Annotated in this window: 18 protein-coding genes; 10 read left to right on the forward strand and 8 right to left on the reverse strand. The window is 64.3% G+C overall.

What is annotated here, in order from left to right:
* The first annotated feature begins 59 nt into the window (after positions 1–59).
* From D7325_RS19005 to D7325_RS01935, 6 genes are all read left to right on the forward strand, one after another.
* The gene (locus D7325_RS19005; protein ID WP_162987981.1) at positions 60–512 is read left to right on the forward strand and encodes a hypothetical protein; all 453 of its coding nucleotides are present in this window, start codon (positions 60–62) and stop codon (positions 510–512) included.
* 87 nt (positions 513–599) lie between these two features.
* Entirely contained in the window at positions 600–1,001 is a 402-nt protein-coding gene (locus D7325_RS19010) for a hypothetical protein (protein WP_162987982.1), read from the forward strand.
* A 936-nt stretch (positions 1,002–1,937) separates the two neighbouring features.
* Positions 1,938–2,276: a hypothetical protein gene (locus tag D7325_RS01920; RefSeq protein ID WP_120993518.1), complete on the forward strand. Its 339-nt coding sequence runs from the start codon at positions 1,938–1,940 to the stop codon at positions 2,274–2,276.
* Between the two features lie 117 nt (positions 2,277–2,393).
* The gene (locus tag D7325_RS01925; RefSeq protein ID WP_120993519.1) at positions 2,394–2,651 is read left to right on the forward strand and encodes a hypothetical protein; all 258 of its coding nucleotides are present in this window, start codon (positions 2,394–2,396) and stop codon (positions 2,649–2,651) included.
* A gap of 234 nt (positions 2,652–2,885) precedes the next feature.
* A complete protein-coding gene (locus D7325_RS01930; protein WP_120993521.1) occupies positions 2,886–3,323 on the forward strand; it encodes a DUF2231 domain-containing protein in 438 nt (145 codons plus the stop codon).
* Positions 3,320–4,612 (forward strand): PQQ-dependent sugar dehydrogenase, encoded by a 1,293-nt coding sequence (locus tag D7325_RS01935; protein WP_120993523.1) that lies wholly within the window; start codon positions 3,320–3,322, stop codon positions 4,610–4,612. The genes D7325_RS01930 and D7325_RS01935 overlap by 4 nt, the downstream gene beginning before the upstream one ends.
* A gap of 64 nt (positions 4,613–4,676) precedes the next feature.
* On the opposite strand, the gene D7325_RS01940 is transcribed toward D7325_RS01935, so the two are convergent.
* The 6 genes from D7325_RS01940 to D7325_RS01965 all read right to left on the reverse strand — a co-directional run bounded on the left by D7325_RS01940 (position 4,677) and on the right by D7325_RS01965 (position 11,408).
* Positions 4,677–5,069, reverse strand: coding sequence for an ester cyclase (locus D7325_RS01940; RefSeq protein WP_120993525.1), 393 nt, complete (start codon positions 5,067–5,069; stop codon positions 4,677–4,679).
* 698 nt (positions 5,070–5,767) lie between these two features.
* Positions 5,768–6,919 carry an acyl-CoA dehydrogenase family protein gene (locus tag D7325_RS01945; protein WP_120993527.1) on the reverse strand — a complete coding sequence of 384 codons (1,152 nt, stop codon included), beginning with the start codon at positions 6,917–6,919 and terminating at the stop codon, positions 5,768–5,770.
* A 31-nt stretch (positions 6,920–6,950) separates the two neighbouring features.
* Positions 6,951–8,054 (reverse strand): enoyl-CoA hydratase/isomerase family protein, encoded by a 1,104-nt coding sequence (locus D7325_RS01950; RefSeq protein ID WP_120993528.1) that lies wholly within the window; start codon positions 8,052–8,054, stop codon positions 6,951–6,953.
* Entirely contained in the window at positions 8,051–8,944 is an 894-nt protein-coding gene (gene mmsB, locus D7325_RS01955; protein ID WP_120993531.1) for a 3-hydroxyisobutyrate dehydrogenase, read from the reverse strand. Before mmsB ends, D7325_RS01950 begins: the two co-directional genes overlap by 4 nt.
* Before the next feature lie 171 nt (positions 8,945–9,115).
* On the reverse strand, positions 9,116–9,889 hold the full coding sequence (locus tag D7325_RS01960; protein WP_120993534.1) for an enoyl-CoA hydratase: 774 nt from the start codon (positions 9,887–9,889) through the stop codon (positions 9,116–9,118).
* Positions 9,890–9,902: 13 nt separating this feature from the next.
* Positions 9,903–11,408, reverse strand: a complete 1,506-nt coding sequence (locus D7325_RS01965) for a CoA-acylating methylmalonate-semialdehyde dehydrogenase (protein ID WP_120993536.1) — start codon at positions 11,406–11,408, stop codon at positions 9,903–9,905.
* Positions 11,409–11,543: 135 nt separating this feature from the next.
* Between D7325_RS01965 and D7325_RS01970 the strand changes: the two genes are divergently transcribed.
* Positions 11,544–12,437 carry a LysR family transcriptional regulator gene (locus tag D7325_RS01970; protein ID WP_120993538.1) on the forward strand — a complete coding sequence of 298 codons (894 nt, stop codon included), beginning with the start codon at positions 11,544–11,546 and terminating at the stop codon, positions 12,435–12,437.
* A gap of 159 nt (positions 12,438–12,596) precedes the next feature.
* On the opposite strand, the gene D7325_RS01975 is transcribed toward D7325_RS01970, so the two are convergent.
* Positions 12,597–13,784, reverse strand: coding sequence for an acetyl-CoA C-acyltransferase family protein (locus D7325_RS01975; protein ID WP_120993540.1), 1,188 nt, complete (start codon positions 13,782–13,784; stop codon positions 12,597–12,599).
* Between the two features lie 246 nt (positions 13,785–14,030).
* On the opposite strand from D7325_RS01975, the gene bamJ reads away from it, so the two are divergent.
* A complete protein-coding gene (gene bamJ / locus D7325_RS01980) occupies positions 14,031–14,810 on the forward strand; it encodes a BamJ family beta-barrel-assembly machinery protein (RefSeq protein WP_120993542.1) in 780 nt (259 codons plus the stop codon).
* A gap of 73 nt (positions 14,811–14,883) precedes the next feature.
* On the opposite strand, the gene D7325_RS01985 is transcribed toward bamJ, so the two are convergent.
* Complete coding sequence (locus tag D7325_RS01985; protein ID WP_120993544.1) at positions 14,884–15,720, reverse strand: DUF1206 domain-containing protein; 837 nt, start codon at positions 15,718–15,720, stop codon at positions 14,884–14,886.
* Positions 15,721–15,964: 244 nt separating this feature from the next.
* Here D7325_RS01985 and D7325_RS01990 point away from each other — a divergent pair, with 244 nt between their 5' ends.
* Together D7325_RS01990 and D7325_RS01995 are read left to right on the forward strand one after the other, a co-directional pair.
* On the forward strand, positions 15,965–16,483 hold the full coding sequence (locus D7325_RS01990; RefSeq protein WP_120993546.1) for a sigma-70 family RNA polymerase sigma factor: 519 nt from the start codon (positions 15,965–15,967) through the stop codon (positions 16,481–16,483).
* The gene (locus D7325_RS01995; RefSeq protein WP_120993548.1) at positions 16,480–17,412 is read left to right on the forward strand and encodes a FecR domain-containing protein; all 933 of its coding nucleotides are present in this window, start codon (positions 16,480–16,482) and stop codon (positions 17,410–17,412) included. Before D7325_RS01990 ends, D7325_RS01995 begins: the two co-directional genes overlap by 4 nt.
* Positions 17,413–17,448 lie beyond the last annotated feature (36 nt).

The raw sequence follows: 17,448 nt of genomic DNA on the forward strand, positions 1-17,448 counted from the left end.
GACGTGTGCCGCTGCGCGGCCCACGCTGGTTAATTCCGCGTTAACTGCACGAGAAAAACATGCCGAAATTCGCCATAACGCTTTTGATTTCCGCATCCGTGGTAGTCTTTGCAATATCCTTGGTTCTTCCGGCATTTGAAACCAATGTCAAGTACTTGATCGAAAGTTGGATGCATGAACCAAGCAAGAGTTATCAGGGGTTTGAGGTCCTTTTATTGGGTTGGGCATCAATTTTTGTTGGAAACATTTCTTGGCTTGCCAATGTCGGTTACTTTTTCTCGCTGGTCTCTGTCAAGAAAAGAAGTTATCTAGCCTTGCTCGCTTCATTTGCAGCGCTGATGTTTGCTTTACTCCCTCTAAGCCACCCAATTGTTGAGGTGGGGGAAAATGGTTATTACTTCTATATATCCAATTTGAATTCAGGATATTATTTCTGGCTAAGCGCAATCTCTCTTGTCTGTGCAGCATCACTTGTGCACAGAGCACGATCCTTATCCCGGGACAGCAGCTAACCATGCGCTCAACTGCCACTCACTTTGTTCGCTGGACAGTCAAAAGCTTCGCTTTTGCCTGCCAGTTAGCTTAATCGTTAGGTTCGTATGAGCACACGCTTCAGCAAAGCAGGGGCAGCGCTATCCCTAGCCTATGCCGTAACTACTGTCGGTTGCATTATTGCTTCACTCGTCATCCAGGGCGATGCGAAAGGACGCTTTGTGCTTTTACAGCTTCCTATCGCCTTTCAAATCGGTCCGTTTCAAGCTCTAGGGCTAGGGGAATTTTTGGCATCACTCGGGTGGGTTGCCTCGTACTTAGTTTTTGCCATTCCAACCATAGTCGGTTTGTATTTCGTTGGCAGTACGATTGGTCGGTTTTTTAGTTTGTATCGCTACCTAACAAACGGTTCAAGCCGCTCGCTACGCTCCCTAGGACGGGCTAAAGCCCGCCCCTTAACCAAACGTTATATGCCACTTGAATTATCTGCGAGCCAGCCCGATGGATGAAATCATTACAGTCCTAGCAATAGCCTTGATCTTTCCATTCATGGCTTTTCTTGCCGTCGGCTTCGGTATACCGGCATTTCTGAGTCTTAAAAAAGCAACAGAGAATGAAACGCCTTGGTGGGGAAAAGTAATACTCATATTCGGAGCCATACTATGGGGAACGGCTGCCGTACCCTGCACTTATCGGCTTAGCAATAGGAACTATACTCTGGTGGCTTGCATTCAAAAAAATCGACAAAAGTAAAGAGCAATAAAATCAACAAACACACAAAAACCAGTTACTTTGGAATATAACAATGCGCTCAAAGCGCTCACTTCGTTTGCTGGGGCCGGCGAAGCCGGCCCCTTAGCTTAATCATTAGGCGTTACTGAATGAACCATCCATATCGCACGCCAACCTCAAGCTTGTACATAGGCGCTCTGGGTGGCGGCTACCTTAGCGGGAACAAGCCACTCTGGAAGGCATTTTGGCTTGTCTATATTCTAGGCTTTCTCATTTTCTACACAGCGCAGATAGTAGGTGTGAATTCGAGCTGGTTTACATGCATAATTATAAATATTCGTGACATCACAGGCTTTAATACAAGAACGGCCACCTACATCACAGTTGTACTGCCAATTTTTGTCTACTCAATATTTTGTTGGATTTCAGTTTGGAAATGTTCAAAAAACACAGAAAGAAAATACTGGGCATACATTGCTAAAGCTGTGATTGTTTTGCACGCACTGTGGTTAGCCACGAAAACACTTTCCTTTGTTCCATGGCTTAACTCGTGACCATAATCGAAATACAGAAAATCCATACTCAATCCGTGTCGAAGCCTAACAACTGGTTCAAATCGTTCGCTTCGCTCACTGGGACGGGCTAAAGCCCGCCCCTTAACCAAACGTTGGGCGCCATCATTCATCGCATACGGAAAAGCGAGCATCTAAAAAATGAGAAGACTACTAATCTATCCAAGCTTTTTTGATCTCGCATTAATCATCGCTCTTCATCTGGCGACCAAGTCACTGCTTCAAGAGTTTTACCTGGCTTTAGTCGTGGTCATTACAGTTGTAGTTTTGCGCTTCATTCTGGCATGGGCGCTTTATGGCGTTCTTGTGTCGCGCGCAAGAAATTGGTACATAAAGCAATTTATCTATATGTTTATTGGAGCTCTGGTTGCTTACATTTACAGCTTCCAGCAGTTTCCTTGGATGTTCGCTACATATTTTGCCAGCGCATCGTTTGTAGAGGTTATCTTTTCACTTAAGCGGTCTAAAAATCTTGTTTAGTTTAATCATGCATTCTGCAAGTTTGCGGTGAACGCCCAACAAACGGTTCAAATCGTTCGCTTCGCTCTCTGGGACCGCGTACCGCGGCCCCTTAACCTAAACGTTAGAGCACATCAAATGAGCAGTTGCAGAGTGTTTGAGGGCAGAAGATATGAAGTTATCTTTGGAAGCGACGTACAAAGGAATGGTGTATACCTTGAGCTTTCAGAGAAGACCGATGCGGTTATTGAAATACTAGCCGAGGTATTTTTCTACGACGAAGCGGGTAAGGTTGTTTTCAACACCTACAAGGAAGGCATACCTTTTCAGTTAATCCATTGGCTTGCCGAATCCGCCACCAAAGAAGGGTGGCCTATTACTTGGCTCGAGCTCTAACAATGCGCTCAATCGCTCACTTCGTTCGCTGGGGCGGGCTAAAGCCCGCCCGTTAGCTTAATCGTTAACTGTCATCGAAATCTGAATGTATCCGTCACCAATTCGCTCAGCCAACCCCACTGAACTAACCCCCACCCTCACGATCCTCTCTTAAGCACATTCCACCGCGAGCCTGGCGGGCCGTTGCATTCGCAGCAGTAGCAGGCCAGGTCGCCGAGCGATGAGGAGTCGTCCGTGACCGCAACCACCTACCGTCCCCGAGCCACCTACCGAAGCCGACCCGGTGCGCTGCATGCCACGTTGCTGGCCGGCACCGTGCCGTTGTTTCTCGGTGCCTTGCTGAGCGATGTCGTCTATTACCGCACCTTCGAGATTCAGTGGACCATCTTTGCGTCCTGGCTGATCGCCGGGGGCCTGCTGTTCGGTGGGCTGGCGGTTCTGTTCGCGCTGGTCGGGCTGTTTCGCGCCGCGAACAAAGGCGGACGGCCGCTGGCTTACCTGTTGCTGCTGATCGCGACCTGGGTGCTGGGCTTCATCAATGCGCTGGAGCATGCGAAGGATGCCTGGGCGGTCATGCCGTTGGGGTTGGTGCTGTCGGTCATCGTCACGCTGCTGGCTTGCGTGGCGACCGGCGTCGGACTGGCGAAGCGGCGCGCGGGAGGTGTGGCATGAGGCATTGCAAAGCACTGAGCACCCTGACGATGGCCCTATTGCTGGCCGCCTGCGGTGGCGAGCAGGACGCCACCGTGCTGCTGGTCGGGCCCGATCCGAAGCTGCCCGAGCCGCAGCGCGGGCTGTTGCCCAGCATGAACATCGCCGATCCGGCGAGCTGGGGCGACCGCACGCCGACGGTCCCGGAGGGCTTCAGCATCACGGCTATTGCGAAGGACCTGCAGATCCCGCGGCAGACGCTGGTGCTGCCCAACGGCGACATCCTGGTGGCGGAGGGGCGGGGCGGTAATGCGCCGAAGCTCAAGCCCAAGGACGTGATCGCCGGCTACATCAAGGCGCAGGGCACGACGTCGGTGAAGAGCGGCAACCGCCTGACGCTGCTGCGTGATGCCGATGGCGACGGCACCTACGAACTGCAGACGGTGTTCGCCGACAACCTCAACGCGCCGTATGGCCTCGCTTATCACGACGGCAACCTGTACGTGGCCAACCAGGATTCGCTGGTGCGCTTCGACTACCAGGACGGCCAGACCGAGGCGAGCGGCCCGCCGGTGAAGGTCACGGACCTTCCGTCCGCGATCAACCACCACTGGACCAAGGCGATGACGGTTAGCCCGGATGGGCGCTTCCTCTACGTCGGCATCGGCTCGAACAGCAACATCACCGAACGCGGGATGGAGGCGGAAGTCGACCGCGCCATGATCTGGCAGATCGATGCCGAGACCGGCGCGCACAAGCCCTACGCCACGGGTCTGCGCAACCCGACCGCGCTGGACATGCAGCCGGGCTCCGACCAGCTCTGGGCCGTGGTGAACGAGCGGGACGAACTCGGCCCGCACCTGGTGCCGGACTACCTGACCTCGGTGCGCGAGGGCGCCTTCTACGGCTGGCCGTACAGCTACTGGGGGCAGAATGTGGATGAGCGGGTGCGGCCGCAGAACCCGGACCTGGTGGCCGCCGCGATCAAGCCGGACTACGCGCTGGGCGCCCACGTCGCGGCGCTGGGCCTGGACTTTTCTTCGCCGGTCATGGGGCCGCAGTTTGCCGAGGGCGCTTTCGTCGGCATGCACGGCAGCTGGAACCGCGAGCGACCGGCTGGCTACAAGGTGGTGTTCGTGCCGTTCAGCAATGGCCGCCCGTCAGGCGAGCCGGTCGATTTCGTGACCGGTTTTCAAACCGACGGCAAGACGATGGGCCGGCCGGTGGGCGTGACGGTCGATCCGGAAGGCGCCTTGATCGTGGCGGACGACCTGGCGAACATCGTGTGGCGGGTGACGCGCACGCCGTAGTCGAGTCGGGCAGACCGAACGCAAAGCCGGCGATCGAGAGGTCGCCGGCTTTGTCGTTTCCCCATCACATGCCGAGTTGGGCGGCAACCGCGGCTTTGTCGATGACGGACCAGACGGTTCGAATGTGCCCCTCGCTGAATGTGTAGAACACGTTTTCGCTGAAGCTGACGCGCCGGCCGTTAACCGGCAGGCCGAACAGCAATCCGACCGGGGTGCAGTCGAACCACAGCCGTGCGGCGACGTGGGGCGGGTCGACGATCAGTTGCTGGACCTCGAAGTGCAGGTCCGGGATGGCGGCGAAGTCGCCTTCGAGCATGGCGCGGTAGCCAGCCAGGCCGACGCGCTCGCCGTTGTAGTGCACGGCGTCGTCGACGAAGCGGCCGAGGGTTGGCCAATTCTGCGCGTTGAGGCAGACGATGTAGCCGCGATAGCGCTCGGCGAGGTCGGTCTTTTCCATTGGCGTGCTCGCTTGGTCATGGAGTCATCCACCATCGAACCCGTTGCGGCGAAACAGTTCACGGCCCGGTTCGATGCTTTGTCGTTGGTAGGGCGGATTTAGGCGCGATGCAGAGGATCTGCCGTGGGGTGGTGTTTGGTTTGGGGGTGCATTGCTTTTGCAGATGCGCTCTACGGGTGGAGGAATTGGCCGGCAGAACGATGGGCTGCCGGACGATGTGGGTGCACGGGGCGTGGTTGGTGGAAACGCTTTGCGGTTTTTTATCTTGGTGATCGTGCAGTGCCTTTTCGCCAGCAAGCTGGCTCCTACAAAAAGCGGGTGGGGCATGGGTATGCAGGCGGTGGAGGCGGGCTGGCGGCTGTAGGGCGGATCCAGGCGCGAAGCGGACGATCCGCCGGGGGTTGGTGTTCGGCGAGGTGGGGCATGGGTGTGCAGGCGGTGGAGGCGGGCTGGCGGATGTAGGGCGGATCCAGGCGCGAAGCGGACGATCCGCCGGGGGTTGGTGTTCGGTGTGGTGATGCATTGGGTCGCGAATGCATCCTACGGGCGGCAGGTCGGCAGGTCGGCAGGTCGGCAGGGCGGCAGGGCGGGCGGCAGGGATGGGCGGCAGGGATGGGCGGCAGGGATGGGCGGCAGAGCGATAGGCCGGGCAGGCTCCGCGCGCTCCGCCCCTCTCCCGCGGGGAGAGGGGCGGGTACTTACAGCGCGTAGTTCACCAGCTCGCGCGCGATGAGCAAGCGCTGGATTTCGCTCGAGCCTTCATAGATTTGCGTGATGCGGGCGTCGCGGTAGTACTTCTCGACGGGGTAGTCCTCGAGGTAGCCGTAGCCGCCGTGGATCTGGATGGCCTGCGAGCAGACCTTTTCGGCCATCTCCGAGGCGAACAGCTTGGCTTGCGAGGCTTCGGAGAGGCAGGGCAGGCCGGCGCTGCGCAGGCGGGCGGCATGTAGGATGAGCAGGCGGGTGGCGTTCAGGCGGGTGTGCATGTCGGCGAGCATGTTGGCGATGCTTTGGTGCTCGGCGATGGGCTTGCCGAACTGCACGCGCACGCGGGCGTAGCCGAGCGCGGCCTCGAACGCGGCGCGGGCGATGCCGAGGGCCTGGGCGGCAATGCCGATGCGGCCGCCTTCTAGGTTGGACAGGGCGATCGCCAGGCCCTTGCCGCGTTCGCCGAGCAGGTTGGCTTCGGGGATGCGGCAGTCGCTGAAGGTCACGGCGCAGGTGTCGGAGGCACGCAGGCCCATCTTGCTTTCGGTGCGCTCGACCGCGAAGCCGGGCGTGTCGGTCGGCACGAGAAAGGCGGAAAGGCCCTTCTTGCCGAGATCCGGGTCGGTCACGGCGAAGACGATCGCCAGTTTCGCGCGCTTGGCGTTGCTGCAGAACTGCTTGGCGCCGTTGAGTACCCAGTGGCCGTCCTTCAGTTCGGCGCGGGTGCGCAGGTTGTGCGCCTCGGAGCCGGCCTGCGGTTCGGTCAGGGCGAAGCAGCCGATGGCGTGTCCGCTGGCCATTTCCGCGAGCCACTCGTCCTTCTGCGCCTGGCTGCCGTATTTGAGGATCGGCCCGCAGCCGACCGAGTTATGGATGCTCATCAGCGCGCCCGCCGCACCATCGCCGGCGGAAATTTCTTCGACGGCCAGGGCGTAGGCGACGTAGTCCAGGTAGCTGCCGCCCCATTCCTCGGGCACGACCATGCCCAGCAGGCCGAGGTCGCCCATCTGCGCGACCAGGGCGTCGTCGATCCAGCCGGCTTCTTCCCAGGCGCGGGCGCGCGGGGCGATCTGCTCGCGGGCGAAGTCGCGCGCCATGTCGCGGATCATGCGTTGGTCTTCGGTCAGTTCGATGTCGTGCATCGCACCATTCTCCTCGTGAATTCGGGCGCCTTCAGGCGGTCACCAGACGGCGCGACCTGGCGGCAGCGGGCTTGAAGCCGGCGAAGAAGGCCGCCACCCGGTCGGCGTCGACGGCGTCCAGGCTCGGCGGGTTCCAGTGCGGGTTCTTGTCCTTGTGGACGATGAGCGCGCGCACGCCTTCCATGATGTCGCCCTGGGCGAACCACTGGCGATCCAAGTGCAGTTCGAGGGCGAAGCAGGCCGGCAGGTCGAGCAGGCGGCCGCGATGGAGCAGCTCGCGGGTGACGCACATGGCCAGCGGCGAGCGGCCGTCCATCACCTTGAGCGTCGCTTGCGCCCAGTCGCGGTAGGCGGGGCGCTGCTCCTCGGCCAGCGCGGCGCGGATGGCCTGTACGTCGGCATGCGCGAAGTGCGCGTCGATGGCCGGGCGCAGGGCTTCCAGCTCGGCGGTGGCCGGTCGGCCGACGGCGAGCGAGGAGACCAGCGTACGCAAGGCTTCCTCGGGGTGCACCGACCAGCTCATGCCGTCCAGGCAGCGGTCCAGTTCGGTCAGCTGATCATGGGTGATGCAGTGATCAGCGAGGCCGGCATAGAGCGCATCGGCCGCATCGATGTGGACGCCGGTCACACCCAGGTAGGTGCCGAGTTCGCCCGGCAGCCGTGAGAGGAAGTAGCTGCCGCCGACGTCCGGGAAATAGCCGATGCCGACTTCCGGCATGCCCATGCGCGCCCGCTCGGTGATCACCCGCAGCGTCGCGCCCTGGACCAGTCCCATGCCGCCGCCGAGGACGAAGCCGTCCATTAGCGCCAGCACCGGCTTCGGATAGGTGTGGATGTAGTGATCGAGCGCGTACTCCTCCTCGAAGAAGGTCTCGTGCGCGGTATCGCCGGCCTTGAAGCTGTCGTACAGGAAGCGAATGTCGCCGCCGGCGCAGAAGGCTTTCTCGCCGTTCGCGCGCAGCACCACGGCGTGAATGGCCGGGTCCTCGGCCCACTCGGCGAGCTGGCCGTGCAACTGGCGGATCATGTCCAGCGTCAGCGCGTTGAGGCCGGCGGGGCGATTGAGCGTCAGGTGGCCGATGCGGTTGCGCACCGCCGACAGGACGGGGCGTTCGGTCGCTGGGGTGTCGGTCATAGGTCGTCGCCTTTGCGGTACTGGTTGATGATCGCGGAGAAGTCCAACCCGCCGTGCCCCTGCGCGCTGAAGGCCTGGTAGAGCTGCTGGGCGAGGGCGCCGAGGATCACCGGCTGGCGGATCTGCCTGGCCGCTTCGGTGGCCAGGCCCAGGTCCTTGAGCATCAGGTCGCTGCCGAAGCCGCCGGAGTAGCCGCGCGCAGCCGGCGCCGTTTCGATCACGCCGGGGAAGGGGTTGTAGGTGTCCGAGCTCCAGCAGCGGCCGCTGGAGGTGTTGATCACGCCGGCGAGGGTCTTCGCGTCCATCCCGAGGGCGACACCGAGGCTCATGGCTTCGGCCACGCCGATCATCGAGATGCCGAGCAGCATGTTGTTCGCCACCTTGGCGACCTGGCCGTTGCCGGCCGCGCCGCAGTGCACGATGTTCTTGCCCATCGCGGCGAGGATCGGCTGGGCGAAGGCGAAGTCTTCGGTCGCGCCGCCGACCATGAAGGTCAGGGTGCCGGCCGCCGCGCCGCCGGTGCCGCCGGAGACAGGCGCATCGAGCATCGGGTTGCCGTGGGCGCGGGCGGCCTCTGCCACCTCGCGGGCGCTGTGCGGGTCGATGGTCGAGCAGTCGATCAGCCGCACGCCGGGGCGCACGCGGGCGAGCAGGCCGTCGTCGCCGAGGTAGACGGCTTTCACGTGCGCGGCGGCGGGCAGCATGGTGATGATGAGTTCGGCGTCGCCGGTGGCGATCTCGGCGGGCGAGTGGGCCGTCGCGCCGGCTTCGACCAGGCTGCCGACGGCCGCTTCCGAAAGGTCGAATACGCTCAGCCGGTGGCCGGCCTTGAGCAGGTTGCGGGCCATGGGCGCACCCATGTTGCCGAGGCCGATGAATCCGATGTGCATGAGGTGTTCCTCTTGTTCTTGTTGTCGGGTCTGGCGCGATCGCCGGGGCGATGGGCTGCCAGCCTATACGCCGGTTCGACGGCGGGTTGTTCGCTTCGCTCCTGAACCCGCCCTACGGGCTGTGTGGGCGCCGTAGGGTGCGTTCGCGGAGCGCTGCACCGGACGGTCTGTTCAACGATGCCTGAAGTCCGGTTTGCGCTTTTCGGCGAAGGCGCTCATGCCTTCCTTCTGATCCGCGGTGGCGAATACGGCATGGAACACCCGCCGCTCGAAGCGGATGCCTTCGGCCAGCGTGGTCTCGAAGGCGCGGTTGACGCTCTCCTTGATCATCATGGTCGCCGGCAGCGATTTCTCGGCGATCTGCCGGGCGGCCTCGAGCGCTTCGTCGATCAGCTTGTCCACCGGCACGATGCGCGACACCAGCCCGGATCGCTCGGCTTCCTCGGCATCCATCTGCCGGCCGGTCAGGCACAGGTCCATCGCCTTGGCCTTGCCGATGGCTCGCGTCAGCCGCTGGGTGCCGCCGATGCCGGGCAGCACGCCGAGGTTGACCTCCGGCTGGCCGAAGCGCGCGTTGTCGGCGGCGATGATGAAGTCGCACATCAGCGCCAGCTCGCAGCCGCCGCCGAGCGCGTAGCCGGCCACGGCGGCGATCAGCGGCTTGCGCCGGGTGGCGATGCGGTCGGCCTCGGCGAAGAAGTCGTCAAGATAGACCTGCGGGTAGGCGAGGGCGGCCATCTCCTTGATGTCGGCGCCGGCGGCGAAGGCCTTCGGCGAGCCGGTCAGCACCACGCAGCCGATGCCGGGGTCGGCCTCCAGTTCGCCGAGGGCGGCGTTGAGCTCGCTGATCAACTCGGCGTTCAGCGCATTGAGCGCCTGCGGTCGGTTGAGCGTGATCAGCGCGACACGCTCGCGACGCTCGAGGAGCAGGGTCTGGTAGTCCATCAGGGCCGCTCCGTCACTTGAGGTTGATGGTGGTGTTCACGGCGCCGCCCACTTCGTTTTCATCGAACCAGCGGGCGGTGACCGTCTTGGTCTGGGTGTAGAACTGCACCACCTGCTTGCCGTACGGGCCGAGGTCGCCGAGCTTGGAGCCGCGCGAGCCGGTGAAGGAGAACATCGGCACCGGCACCGGGATCGGCACGTTGATGCCCACCTGGCCGACGTCGATCTCCTCCTCGAAGTGCCGCGCCGCCGCGCCGGAGCGGGTGAAGATGGCGGTGCCGTTGCCGTTGGGGTTGTCGTTGATCAGCGCGATCGCCTCGTCGAGCGTGGCCGCCTGCATCACGCACAGCACCGGGCCGAAGATTTCTTCCTGGTAGATGTCCATCTGCGGGGTGACGCCGGAGAACAGGGTCGGGCCGACGAAGTTGCCTTTCTCGTAGCCGGCGATCTGCGGGTTGCGGCCGTCGAGTTCCAGCGTGGCGCCTTCCTGCTCGCCGCGGGCGATCAGGCCGCTGACGCGGTCGAGCGCCGCGCACGACACGAGCGGGCCGAGGTCCGCGCCCGCCTCGGTGCCGGCGCTGACCTTGAGCGATTTCGCCTTGGCCGCCAGATCGGGAATCCACTGCTGCGCTTCGCCCACGAGGATCACCACCGACAGCGCCATGCAGCGCTGCCCCGCCGCACCGAAGGCGGCGCCGGCGATGGCGTTGAGCGTCTGCTCCTTGTGCGCGTCGGGCAGCACGATGGCGTGGTTCTTCGCGCCCATCATGCACTGCACGCGCTTGCCGGCTTCACTGGCGCGGCGATAGACGTGCGTGCCGACCTTCGTCGAGCCGACGAAGGACACCGCCTTGATGTCGCGGTGATCGCAGATGGCATTCACCGCATCGGCGCCGCCGTGCACCACGTTCAGCACGCCCGGCGGGATGCCGGCCTCCAGCGCCAGTTCGCACAGGCGCATGGTCACCATCGGGTCCTGTTCGGAGGGCTTGAGGACGAAGGTATTGCCGGTGGCGATGGCCATCGGAAACATCCACAGCGGGATCATCGCCGGGAAATTGAACGGCGTGATGCCGGCACAGACGCCCAGCGGTTGCAGCAGGGTGTAGGTGTCGACGCCGCCGGCGACGTTGTTGGCCAGCTCGCCGAGCTGCAGGTTGCCGATGCCGGCCGCGTGCTCGACCACTTCCAGCCCGCGGAACACGTCGCCCTCGGCGTCGGCCAGGGTCTTGCCCTGCTCGGCGGTGAGGATGGCGGCCAGCTCCTTCATGTTTTCGCGGATCAGCTGCTGGTACTTGAGGAAGATGCGCGAGCGCGCGCCGATCGGCGTCTTGCGCCAGGTCTTGAACGCGTCCTTGGCGCTGGCGACGGCGGCGTCGATTTCCTGCGCGGTGGCGAAGGGCACCCGCGCCAGCACCTCCTGGGTCGCCGGGTTGACGATGTCGCGCCATTCGGTGGTGGTGGATTCGACGAACTCGCCGCCGATCAGCAGCTTTACGGTAGGGATGGGCGTGGACATGGGGCTCTCCGAAATTCGTTGTTGTCGAGCGGCCAGCGAGGGCTAACCTGAGCCTAGCAGTGCGTTTTTACTCATACCAACCCGCCGATCTGCAGAGGCGTTCTGCAGATTTGCACGACCGGATCACAAGACAGCATGGACTGGGACAACCTGCGCTTCTTCCTCGAGGTCGCCCGCGCCGGGCGCCTGACCACGGCCGCCCGGCGTCTGGGCGTCGATCACACCACCGTCTCGCGGCGGTTGCAGGCGCTGGAAAAGAGCATGGGATTGCAGCTCTTTCTGCGCGAGCCGGGCGGCTATGCGCTCACCGAAGCCGGGCGCGGCCTGCTGCCGAGGGTGGAAGCGATGGAAAGCGCCAGCGCGGCCATCGAACACGCGCTACCGAATCCGGGCGACAAGCTCTCCGGGCAGGTGCGCATCGGCGCCACCGAGGGTTACGGCGCGCTGATGCTCGCCGGGCAGCTGGCGGCGCTCGGCGAGCGCTATCCGCACCTGAGCATCGACCTGCTGGCGCTACCGCGCGCGGTGCGGCTGTCGCGTCATGAAGCCGATATCGTCATCACGCTGGAGCGGCCGGAGCGCGGCCCGTTCATCATCACGCGGCTGACCGACTACGTGCTGCGGCTGTACGCCTCGCGCGAGTACCTGGCGCGGCATGCGCCGATCAGGCGGCAGGAGGACCTCGCCGCGCATCGCTTCGTCAGCTACGTCGATGACTTGCTGTTCTCCAAGGAGCTGCTGTTCCTCGACGGGCTGGCCGATCCGCAGGCGGTGGGGCTGCGAAGCACCAGCGTACTGGCGCAGCAGGAAGCGGTGGCGGCCGGCGCGGGGATCGCGATCCTGCCGGCGTTCGCGGCGGACCGGGACGCCCGCCTGCAGGTGCTGTTGCCGGACGAGGTGCGCTTCACCCGCACCTTCTGGATGCTGATGCCGATCGAATTCAAGGACCTGGCGCGCATGCGCACGACCTGGGACTACCTCAAGGCGACCGCCGAGCAGGCCAGGGCCACGATGATGGGCGAGCCCTGAGAGCCTGTTCACGATCAGCTGCGCGTCGGCCAAACGGTGGCGAAAGCATCGTCTGAATGCTCATTTACCGCCTGTAAACTCCGCGTCCTCCGCCACGTTCACCACCGTTTGGCTCTGGCTCGCAAGATCGTGAACAGGCTCTGAGCGCCCGTTGAGTGGTTACAAACGCTCGAAAACGGCGGCGATGCCCTGGCCGCCGCCGATGCACATGGTCACCAGCGCATAGCGGCCGCCCGTGCGTTGCAGTTCGTAGAGCGCCTTGGTGGCGATGATCGCGCCGGTGGCGCCGACCGGGTGGCCGAGGGAGATGCCCGAGCCGTTGGGGTTGACCTTCTGCGGGTCCATGCCGAGTTCCTGGATCACGGCGCAGGCTTGCGCGGCGAAGGCTTCGTTGGCTTCGATCACGTCCATCTGCTCGAGCGACAAGCCGGTGCGTGCCAGCACCTGGCGCACCGCGGGGACCGGGCCGATGCCCATGTAGGCCGGCTCGACGCCGGCGTGGGCATAGCCGACCAGCCGGGCCAGCGGCTTGAGCCCCAGTGCGTCGGCGCGCTCGGCCGAGGCCAGCACCAGTGCCGCGGCGCCGTCGTTCAGGCCGGAGGCGTTGCCGGCGGTGACCGTGCCGTTGTCCTTCTGGAACACCGGCTTCATGCCGGCGAGCTGTTCGGCCGTCACCTCGCCGCGCACGTGTTCGTCGATCTCGAAGTGGGTGGTCCCTTTCCGTGTGTGGATCTCGACCGGCACGATCTGCTCGCGGAAGTAGCCCTGCTCGATGGCGTGGGCCGCCCGGCGCTGGCTTTGCGCGGCGAGCGCGTCCTGCTGCTCGCGGCCGATGGCGTAGCGCTTGGCGACGTTCTCCGCCGTGATGCCCATATGGAAGCGGCCCCAGGGGTCGTGCAGCACGCCTTGCAGGTAGTCGATGGCCTGGCTGTCGCCCAGCCGGCCACCCCAGCGCAGGCCGGGCAGCATGTACGGTCCACGGCTCATGCTCTCGGCGCCGCCGCCGATCGCCACCTCGGTATCGCCGAGCAGGATCGCCTGGGCCGCCGAGACGATCGCCTGCAATCCCGAGCCGCAGAGGCGGTTGACGTTGAAGGCGGGCGTTTCGATCGGGATACCGGCGTCGACCGCCGCCACGCGACTGAGGTAGGCGTCGGCCGGTTCGGTGGGAATGACGTTGCCCATCACCACGTGGCCGACTTCGTTCGGCTCGATGCCGGCGCGCTGGAGCGCGCCCTGGCAGGCGGCGGTGGCAAGGCGGGTGAGGGGGATATCCTTGAGCGAGCCCCCGAAGGAGCCGATGGCGGTGCGCGCGGCACCGAGAATGACGACATCGCGTGGGTTCATGGTGGCTCCTGCGGCAGTGACGGCCGGCCTCGTTGTTCGGATGACGGGTCGGAACTTTATCAGCCGAGACGTTCGAAGTGAGACTGGGCGAAACCGCTCGGGGCGCCCCGCATCAGGATGCCGCCATCGCGGCCTGTAAGGACCGTGTAAACCCGGGGGTGCGGCGGTAGCCAGTATTTCGGGAGCCCTGCTAAGCTCCGGCATCGTCAATGTCCGCCCCTGTCGGGCGCTAGAAAAGGAAACAGCATGAGACATCACCGTTTGGCCTCTGCGATGGCCCTTGTCGGCCTGGTGCTGACTGGCTGCGACTCGCAGACCAGCGAAAGCGTCAAGCTCGAGACCCCGGCGCAGAAAGCGTCCTACGGCATCGGCCTGAACATGGGCAAGAGCCTGTCCCAGGAAGGCATGGATGACCTGGACCCGAACGCCGTGGCGCTGGGTATCGAGGATGCCATCGGCGACAAGGAACCGAAGCTCACCGACGAACAGCTGATGGAAGCCTTCACCGCGCTTCAGGCCCGCGCCGAAGAGCGCCTGGCCGAGCAGAACAAGGCAGCCCTCGAAGCGGGCAAGAAGTTCCTCGAAGAAAACGCCAAGCGCGAAGGGGTGGTGACCACCGACTCGGGCCTGCAGTACGAAATCATCGAGAAGACCGAAGGCCCGCAGCCGGGTCCGGACGACGTCGTGACCGTGCATTACGAAGGTCGCCTGGCCGACGGCACCGTGTTCGACAGCTCGATCAAGCGCGGCACGCCGATCGATCTGCCGGTCAGCGGCGTGATCCCGGGTTGGGTCGAAGCGCTGCAACTGATGCACGAGGGCGAGAAGGCCAAGCTGTACATCCCGAGCGAGCTGGCCTATGGCGAGCAGAGCCCAAGCCCGCTGATTCCGGCCAACTCCGTACTGGTCTTCGACCTGGAACTGCTGGACATCAAGGACCAGGAAGGCGAGCAGGAAGCGCAGCCGGAAGCGGCCGAACCCGCAGCCCCGGCCGAGGCCGAAGCCGAACCTGCCACCGAGCAGTAAGCGAACGCCGGTTGTCCTGAAATGAAAAACCCCGCCTCGGCGGGGTTTTTCATTTTCAACGCCACGCTTGCGACTAACGCCGACCCAGGCTGCCGTGGCCTATGCCCGGCGTATTGGCGACCACCTCGGCGATGTTGATGCGTCGCCACAGCGCCTCGGCGAAGCTGTAGGCCGCGAAGGCCAGCAGGCCCAGGCCGATCACCAGCAGCAGAAGCCCGCCGGATGGCAGCGACTGGAGGGCTTCCAGCGCGTCCTTCAGACCGGGCGGATTGGTCGGCTGGTAACGCGCACCGCCGACGAACAGCAAGCCCGCGATGATCAGAAACACCACCCCACGCGCCGCCAGGCCGAAGCGCGAGATCGGTCGCACCAGATTCATCTTGTCTTCGCCGCAGAGAAAGTAGCGCTCGTAGTCGACGCGCCAGGCCTTGATCAGGTGCGCGATGCCGACGCCCAGCGGGATCAGCGCCATCGCATAGATGAGCCACTTGGAGTTCTGCATGCCCAGAAAGCGCGACAGCAGATCGCTGCCCCCGCCCGAGCCGCCGCTGCCGAAACCCGACACCAGCATGCTCAGTGCGAACAGCGCCAGCAGGCCGTTGAACACGCCGCTGCCGATCAGGCCGGCACGGATCAGCAGGCCCTTGCCGTCCGTGCCATGTCGATCGGTGTCGCCGATCGCCTGGGTCAGCCGCCATGCCACGTGGGCGAACAGGCCGATGACGACCAGCCAGAGCAACGTCTCGCCGAACGGCTGGCCGAGGATGCGCTGGATCGCGCCGCGGGTGTCGACCGTGTCGCCCGACCCGGTCGCCGCCAGGACGGCGAAAAAGGCGACGATGACGTACACCACACCCCGTGCCGCATAACCACTGCGTGCCAACCAGACCACACCGCGAGTCACGTTCATCGATACCTCCGCCATGCCTGCCGCGACGTGCGGCCGCTCTACTGGATAGAGGCTGGCCGTCCGGGAGGGTTCATCCGCCGCCGATGCGCGGCGCGCCGGCCGGTGGTGCCGTGCCGTCGACATCCCGCGCCTGTGGGGGCGGTCGCCGCGTGGGCCGTCCGCGCGGTTCGGCGCGATGCAAGCCGGCATGGCGCAGGTTGTTGAGAAGCATTAACATCCGCGGCTGCGAAACGGGAGGACGCGGATGGCGACCGATGGCAGCATCCGGCAGCATGACCTGCAGGCGGTGTATCTGGAGCATCATGGCTGGCTGCACGGCTGGTTGCGGCGCCAGCTCGGTTGCCGCGATCGGGCGGCCGACCTGGCGCACGACACCTTCGTGCGCGTCCTCGCACGTGACCTCGACATTCGCCTGGTGCGCGAGCCGCGCGCCTACCTGCATACCATCGCCCGTGGCCTGCTGGTCGACCACTGGCGCCGTCGGCAGATCGAGGACGCCTACCTGCACGCGTTGGCATCCCAGCCCGAGCCCGAAGCGGCCTCGCCCGATCGCCAGGCGCTGGCGATCGAAACCCTGCTGCGAATCGACCGGATGCTCGCTGGCCTGTCCGCGCGGGCGCGCCAGGCCTTTCTACTGTCGCAGCTCGAGGGCTTGACCTACCTTGCCATCGCCGAGCGCCTGGGCGTGTCCGAACGGATGGTGAAAAAGTACATGGCCCAGGCGATGTACCAATGTCTGCTGTTACAGGCGGAGGATCGGTGAGCGCCGATCCCCGCGTCCTGCAGGAGGCGGCGCGCTGGTTCTCGGTGCTCGCCGACACCAACGATCCGGGCGACCGGCTCGCCTGGCGCGCCTGGCTCGAGGCCAGCCCGGCCCACGCACAGGCCTGGACGCAGGTCGAGCAGATTTGCGGGCATTTCCGCCGGCTCGGCAGCGACGGTGCCGGTCGCGACGCGGCGCGGCTGTTGCAGACACGACCGACCACGCGCCGGCAGGCGATGAAGGGGTTATGCGTGGCGCTGGGCGTTGGTGGTGCCGTAACCCTGAGTGGCGGCGCCTGGCGCGGCTGGATGGCGGACGAACGCACGGCGGTGGGGGAGGTTGGGCGGCTCGACCTGGCGGGCGGCGGCCGCTTGTGGCTGAACACCGACACGGCCATCGACCTGGAGCAGGACGCCGGCGGTGCGCGCATTCGCCTGCACCGTGGAGAGGTGCTTGCGCAACTGGGCGAGGGCACGCGGCTGTCGATCGACGGGCGCGATGGCCTGGTCCTGGCGCGCGGGGCGCGTTTCGGTCTGCATCAGGCGCAGGGCGACAGCCGGCTCAGCATCTTCGATGGCGCGGTGTCGCTTCGGCCGGCCGAGGGTACGGCGCAGCGGTTCGAGGCGGGACAGGCGGTGCGCTTCGATGCACGCCGCACGCAGCCGCCGCAGGCGGCACGACCGGCGGAGCGAGCCTGGGCAGACGGCGTGTTGCTGGCCGATAACCTCACGCTCGGTACGTTCGTGCAGCAACTGGGTCGTTATCGCCACGGTTACCTGGCCTGCGACCCTTCGATCGCCGGGCTGCGGGTGGTCGGTGCCTATCCGCTCGGCGACACCGAGCGCGTGCTCGATGCCCTGGCCGATACGCTGCCGATCCGTGTCCAGCGGCGCCTGCCCTGGTGGGTCACCCTCGAGCCGTTAAGCTGAATCGCCCGCAAACGAAAAAAATTCCCATCCGAGGTT

Source organism: Stutzerimonas urumqiensis, from assembly GCF_003640395.1.
Lineage (GTDB): Bacteria > Pseudomonadota > Gammaproteobacteria > Pseudomonadales > Pseudomonadaceae > Stutzerimonas > Stutzerimonas urumqiensis.

Coding starts and splice junctions, on each gene's coding strand:
- D7325_RS19005 (WP_162987981.1), top strand. CDS start 60: ATGCCGAAATTCGCCATAACGCTTTTGATTTCCGCATCCGTGGTAGTC.
- D7325_RS19010 (WP_162987982.1), top strand. CDS start 600: ATGAGCACACGCTTCAGCAAAGCAGGGGCAGCGCTATCCCTAGCCTAT.
- D7325_RS01920 (WP_120993518.1), top strand. CDS start 1,938: ATGAGAAGACTACTAATCTATCCAAGCTTTTTTGATCTCGCATTAATC.
- D7325_RS01925 (WP_120993519.1), top strand. CDS start 2,394: ATGAGCAGTTGCAGAGTGTTTGAGGGCAGAAGATATGAAGTTATCTTT.
- D7325_RS01935 (WP_120993523.1), top strand. CDS start 3,320: ATGAGGCATTGCAAAGCACTGAGCACCCTGACGATGGCCCTATTGCTG.
- D7325_RS01940 (WP_120993525.1), bottom strand. CDS start 5,069: ATGGAAAAGACCGACCTCGCCGAGCGCTATCGCGGCTACATCGTCTGC.
- D7325_RS01945 (WP_120993527.1), bottom strand. CDS start 6,919: ATGCACGACATCGAACTGACCGAAGACCAACGCATGATCCGCGACATG.
- D7325_RS01950 (WP_120993528.1), bottom strand. CDS start 8,054: ATGACCGACACCCCAGCGACCGAACGCCCCGTCCTGTCGGCGGTGCGC.
- mmsB (WP_120993531.1), bottom strand. CDS start 8,944: ATGCACATCGGATTCATCGGCCTCGGCAACATGGGTGCGCCCATGGCC.
- D7325_RS01960 (WP_120993534.1), bottom strand. CDS start 9,889: ATGGACTACCAGACCCTGCTCCTCGAGCGTCGCGAGCGTGTCGCGCTG.
- D7325_RS01965 (WP_120993536.1), bottom strand. CDS start 11,408: ATGTCCACGCCCATCCCTACCGTAAAGCTGCTGATCGGCGGCGAGTTC.
- D7325_RS01970 (WP_120993538.1), top strand. CDS start 11,544: ATGGACTGGGACAACCTGCGCTTCTTCCTCGAGGTCGCCCGCGCCGGG.
- D7325_RS01975 (WP_120993540.1), bottom strand. CDS start 13,784: ATGAACCCACGCGATGTCGTCATTCTCGGTGCCGCGCGCACCGCCATC.
- bamJ (WP_120993542.1), top strand. CDS start 14,031: ATGAGACATCACCGTTTGGCCTCTGCGATGGCCCTTGTCGGCCTGGTG.
- D7325_RS01985 (WP_120993544.1), bottom strand. CDS start 15,720: ATGAACGTGACTCGCGGTGTGGTCTGGTTGGCACGCAGTGGTTATGCG.
- D7325_RS01990 (WP_120993546.1), top strand. CDS start 15,965: ATGGCGACCGATGGCAGCATCCGGCAGCATGACCTGCAGGCGGTGTAT.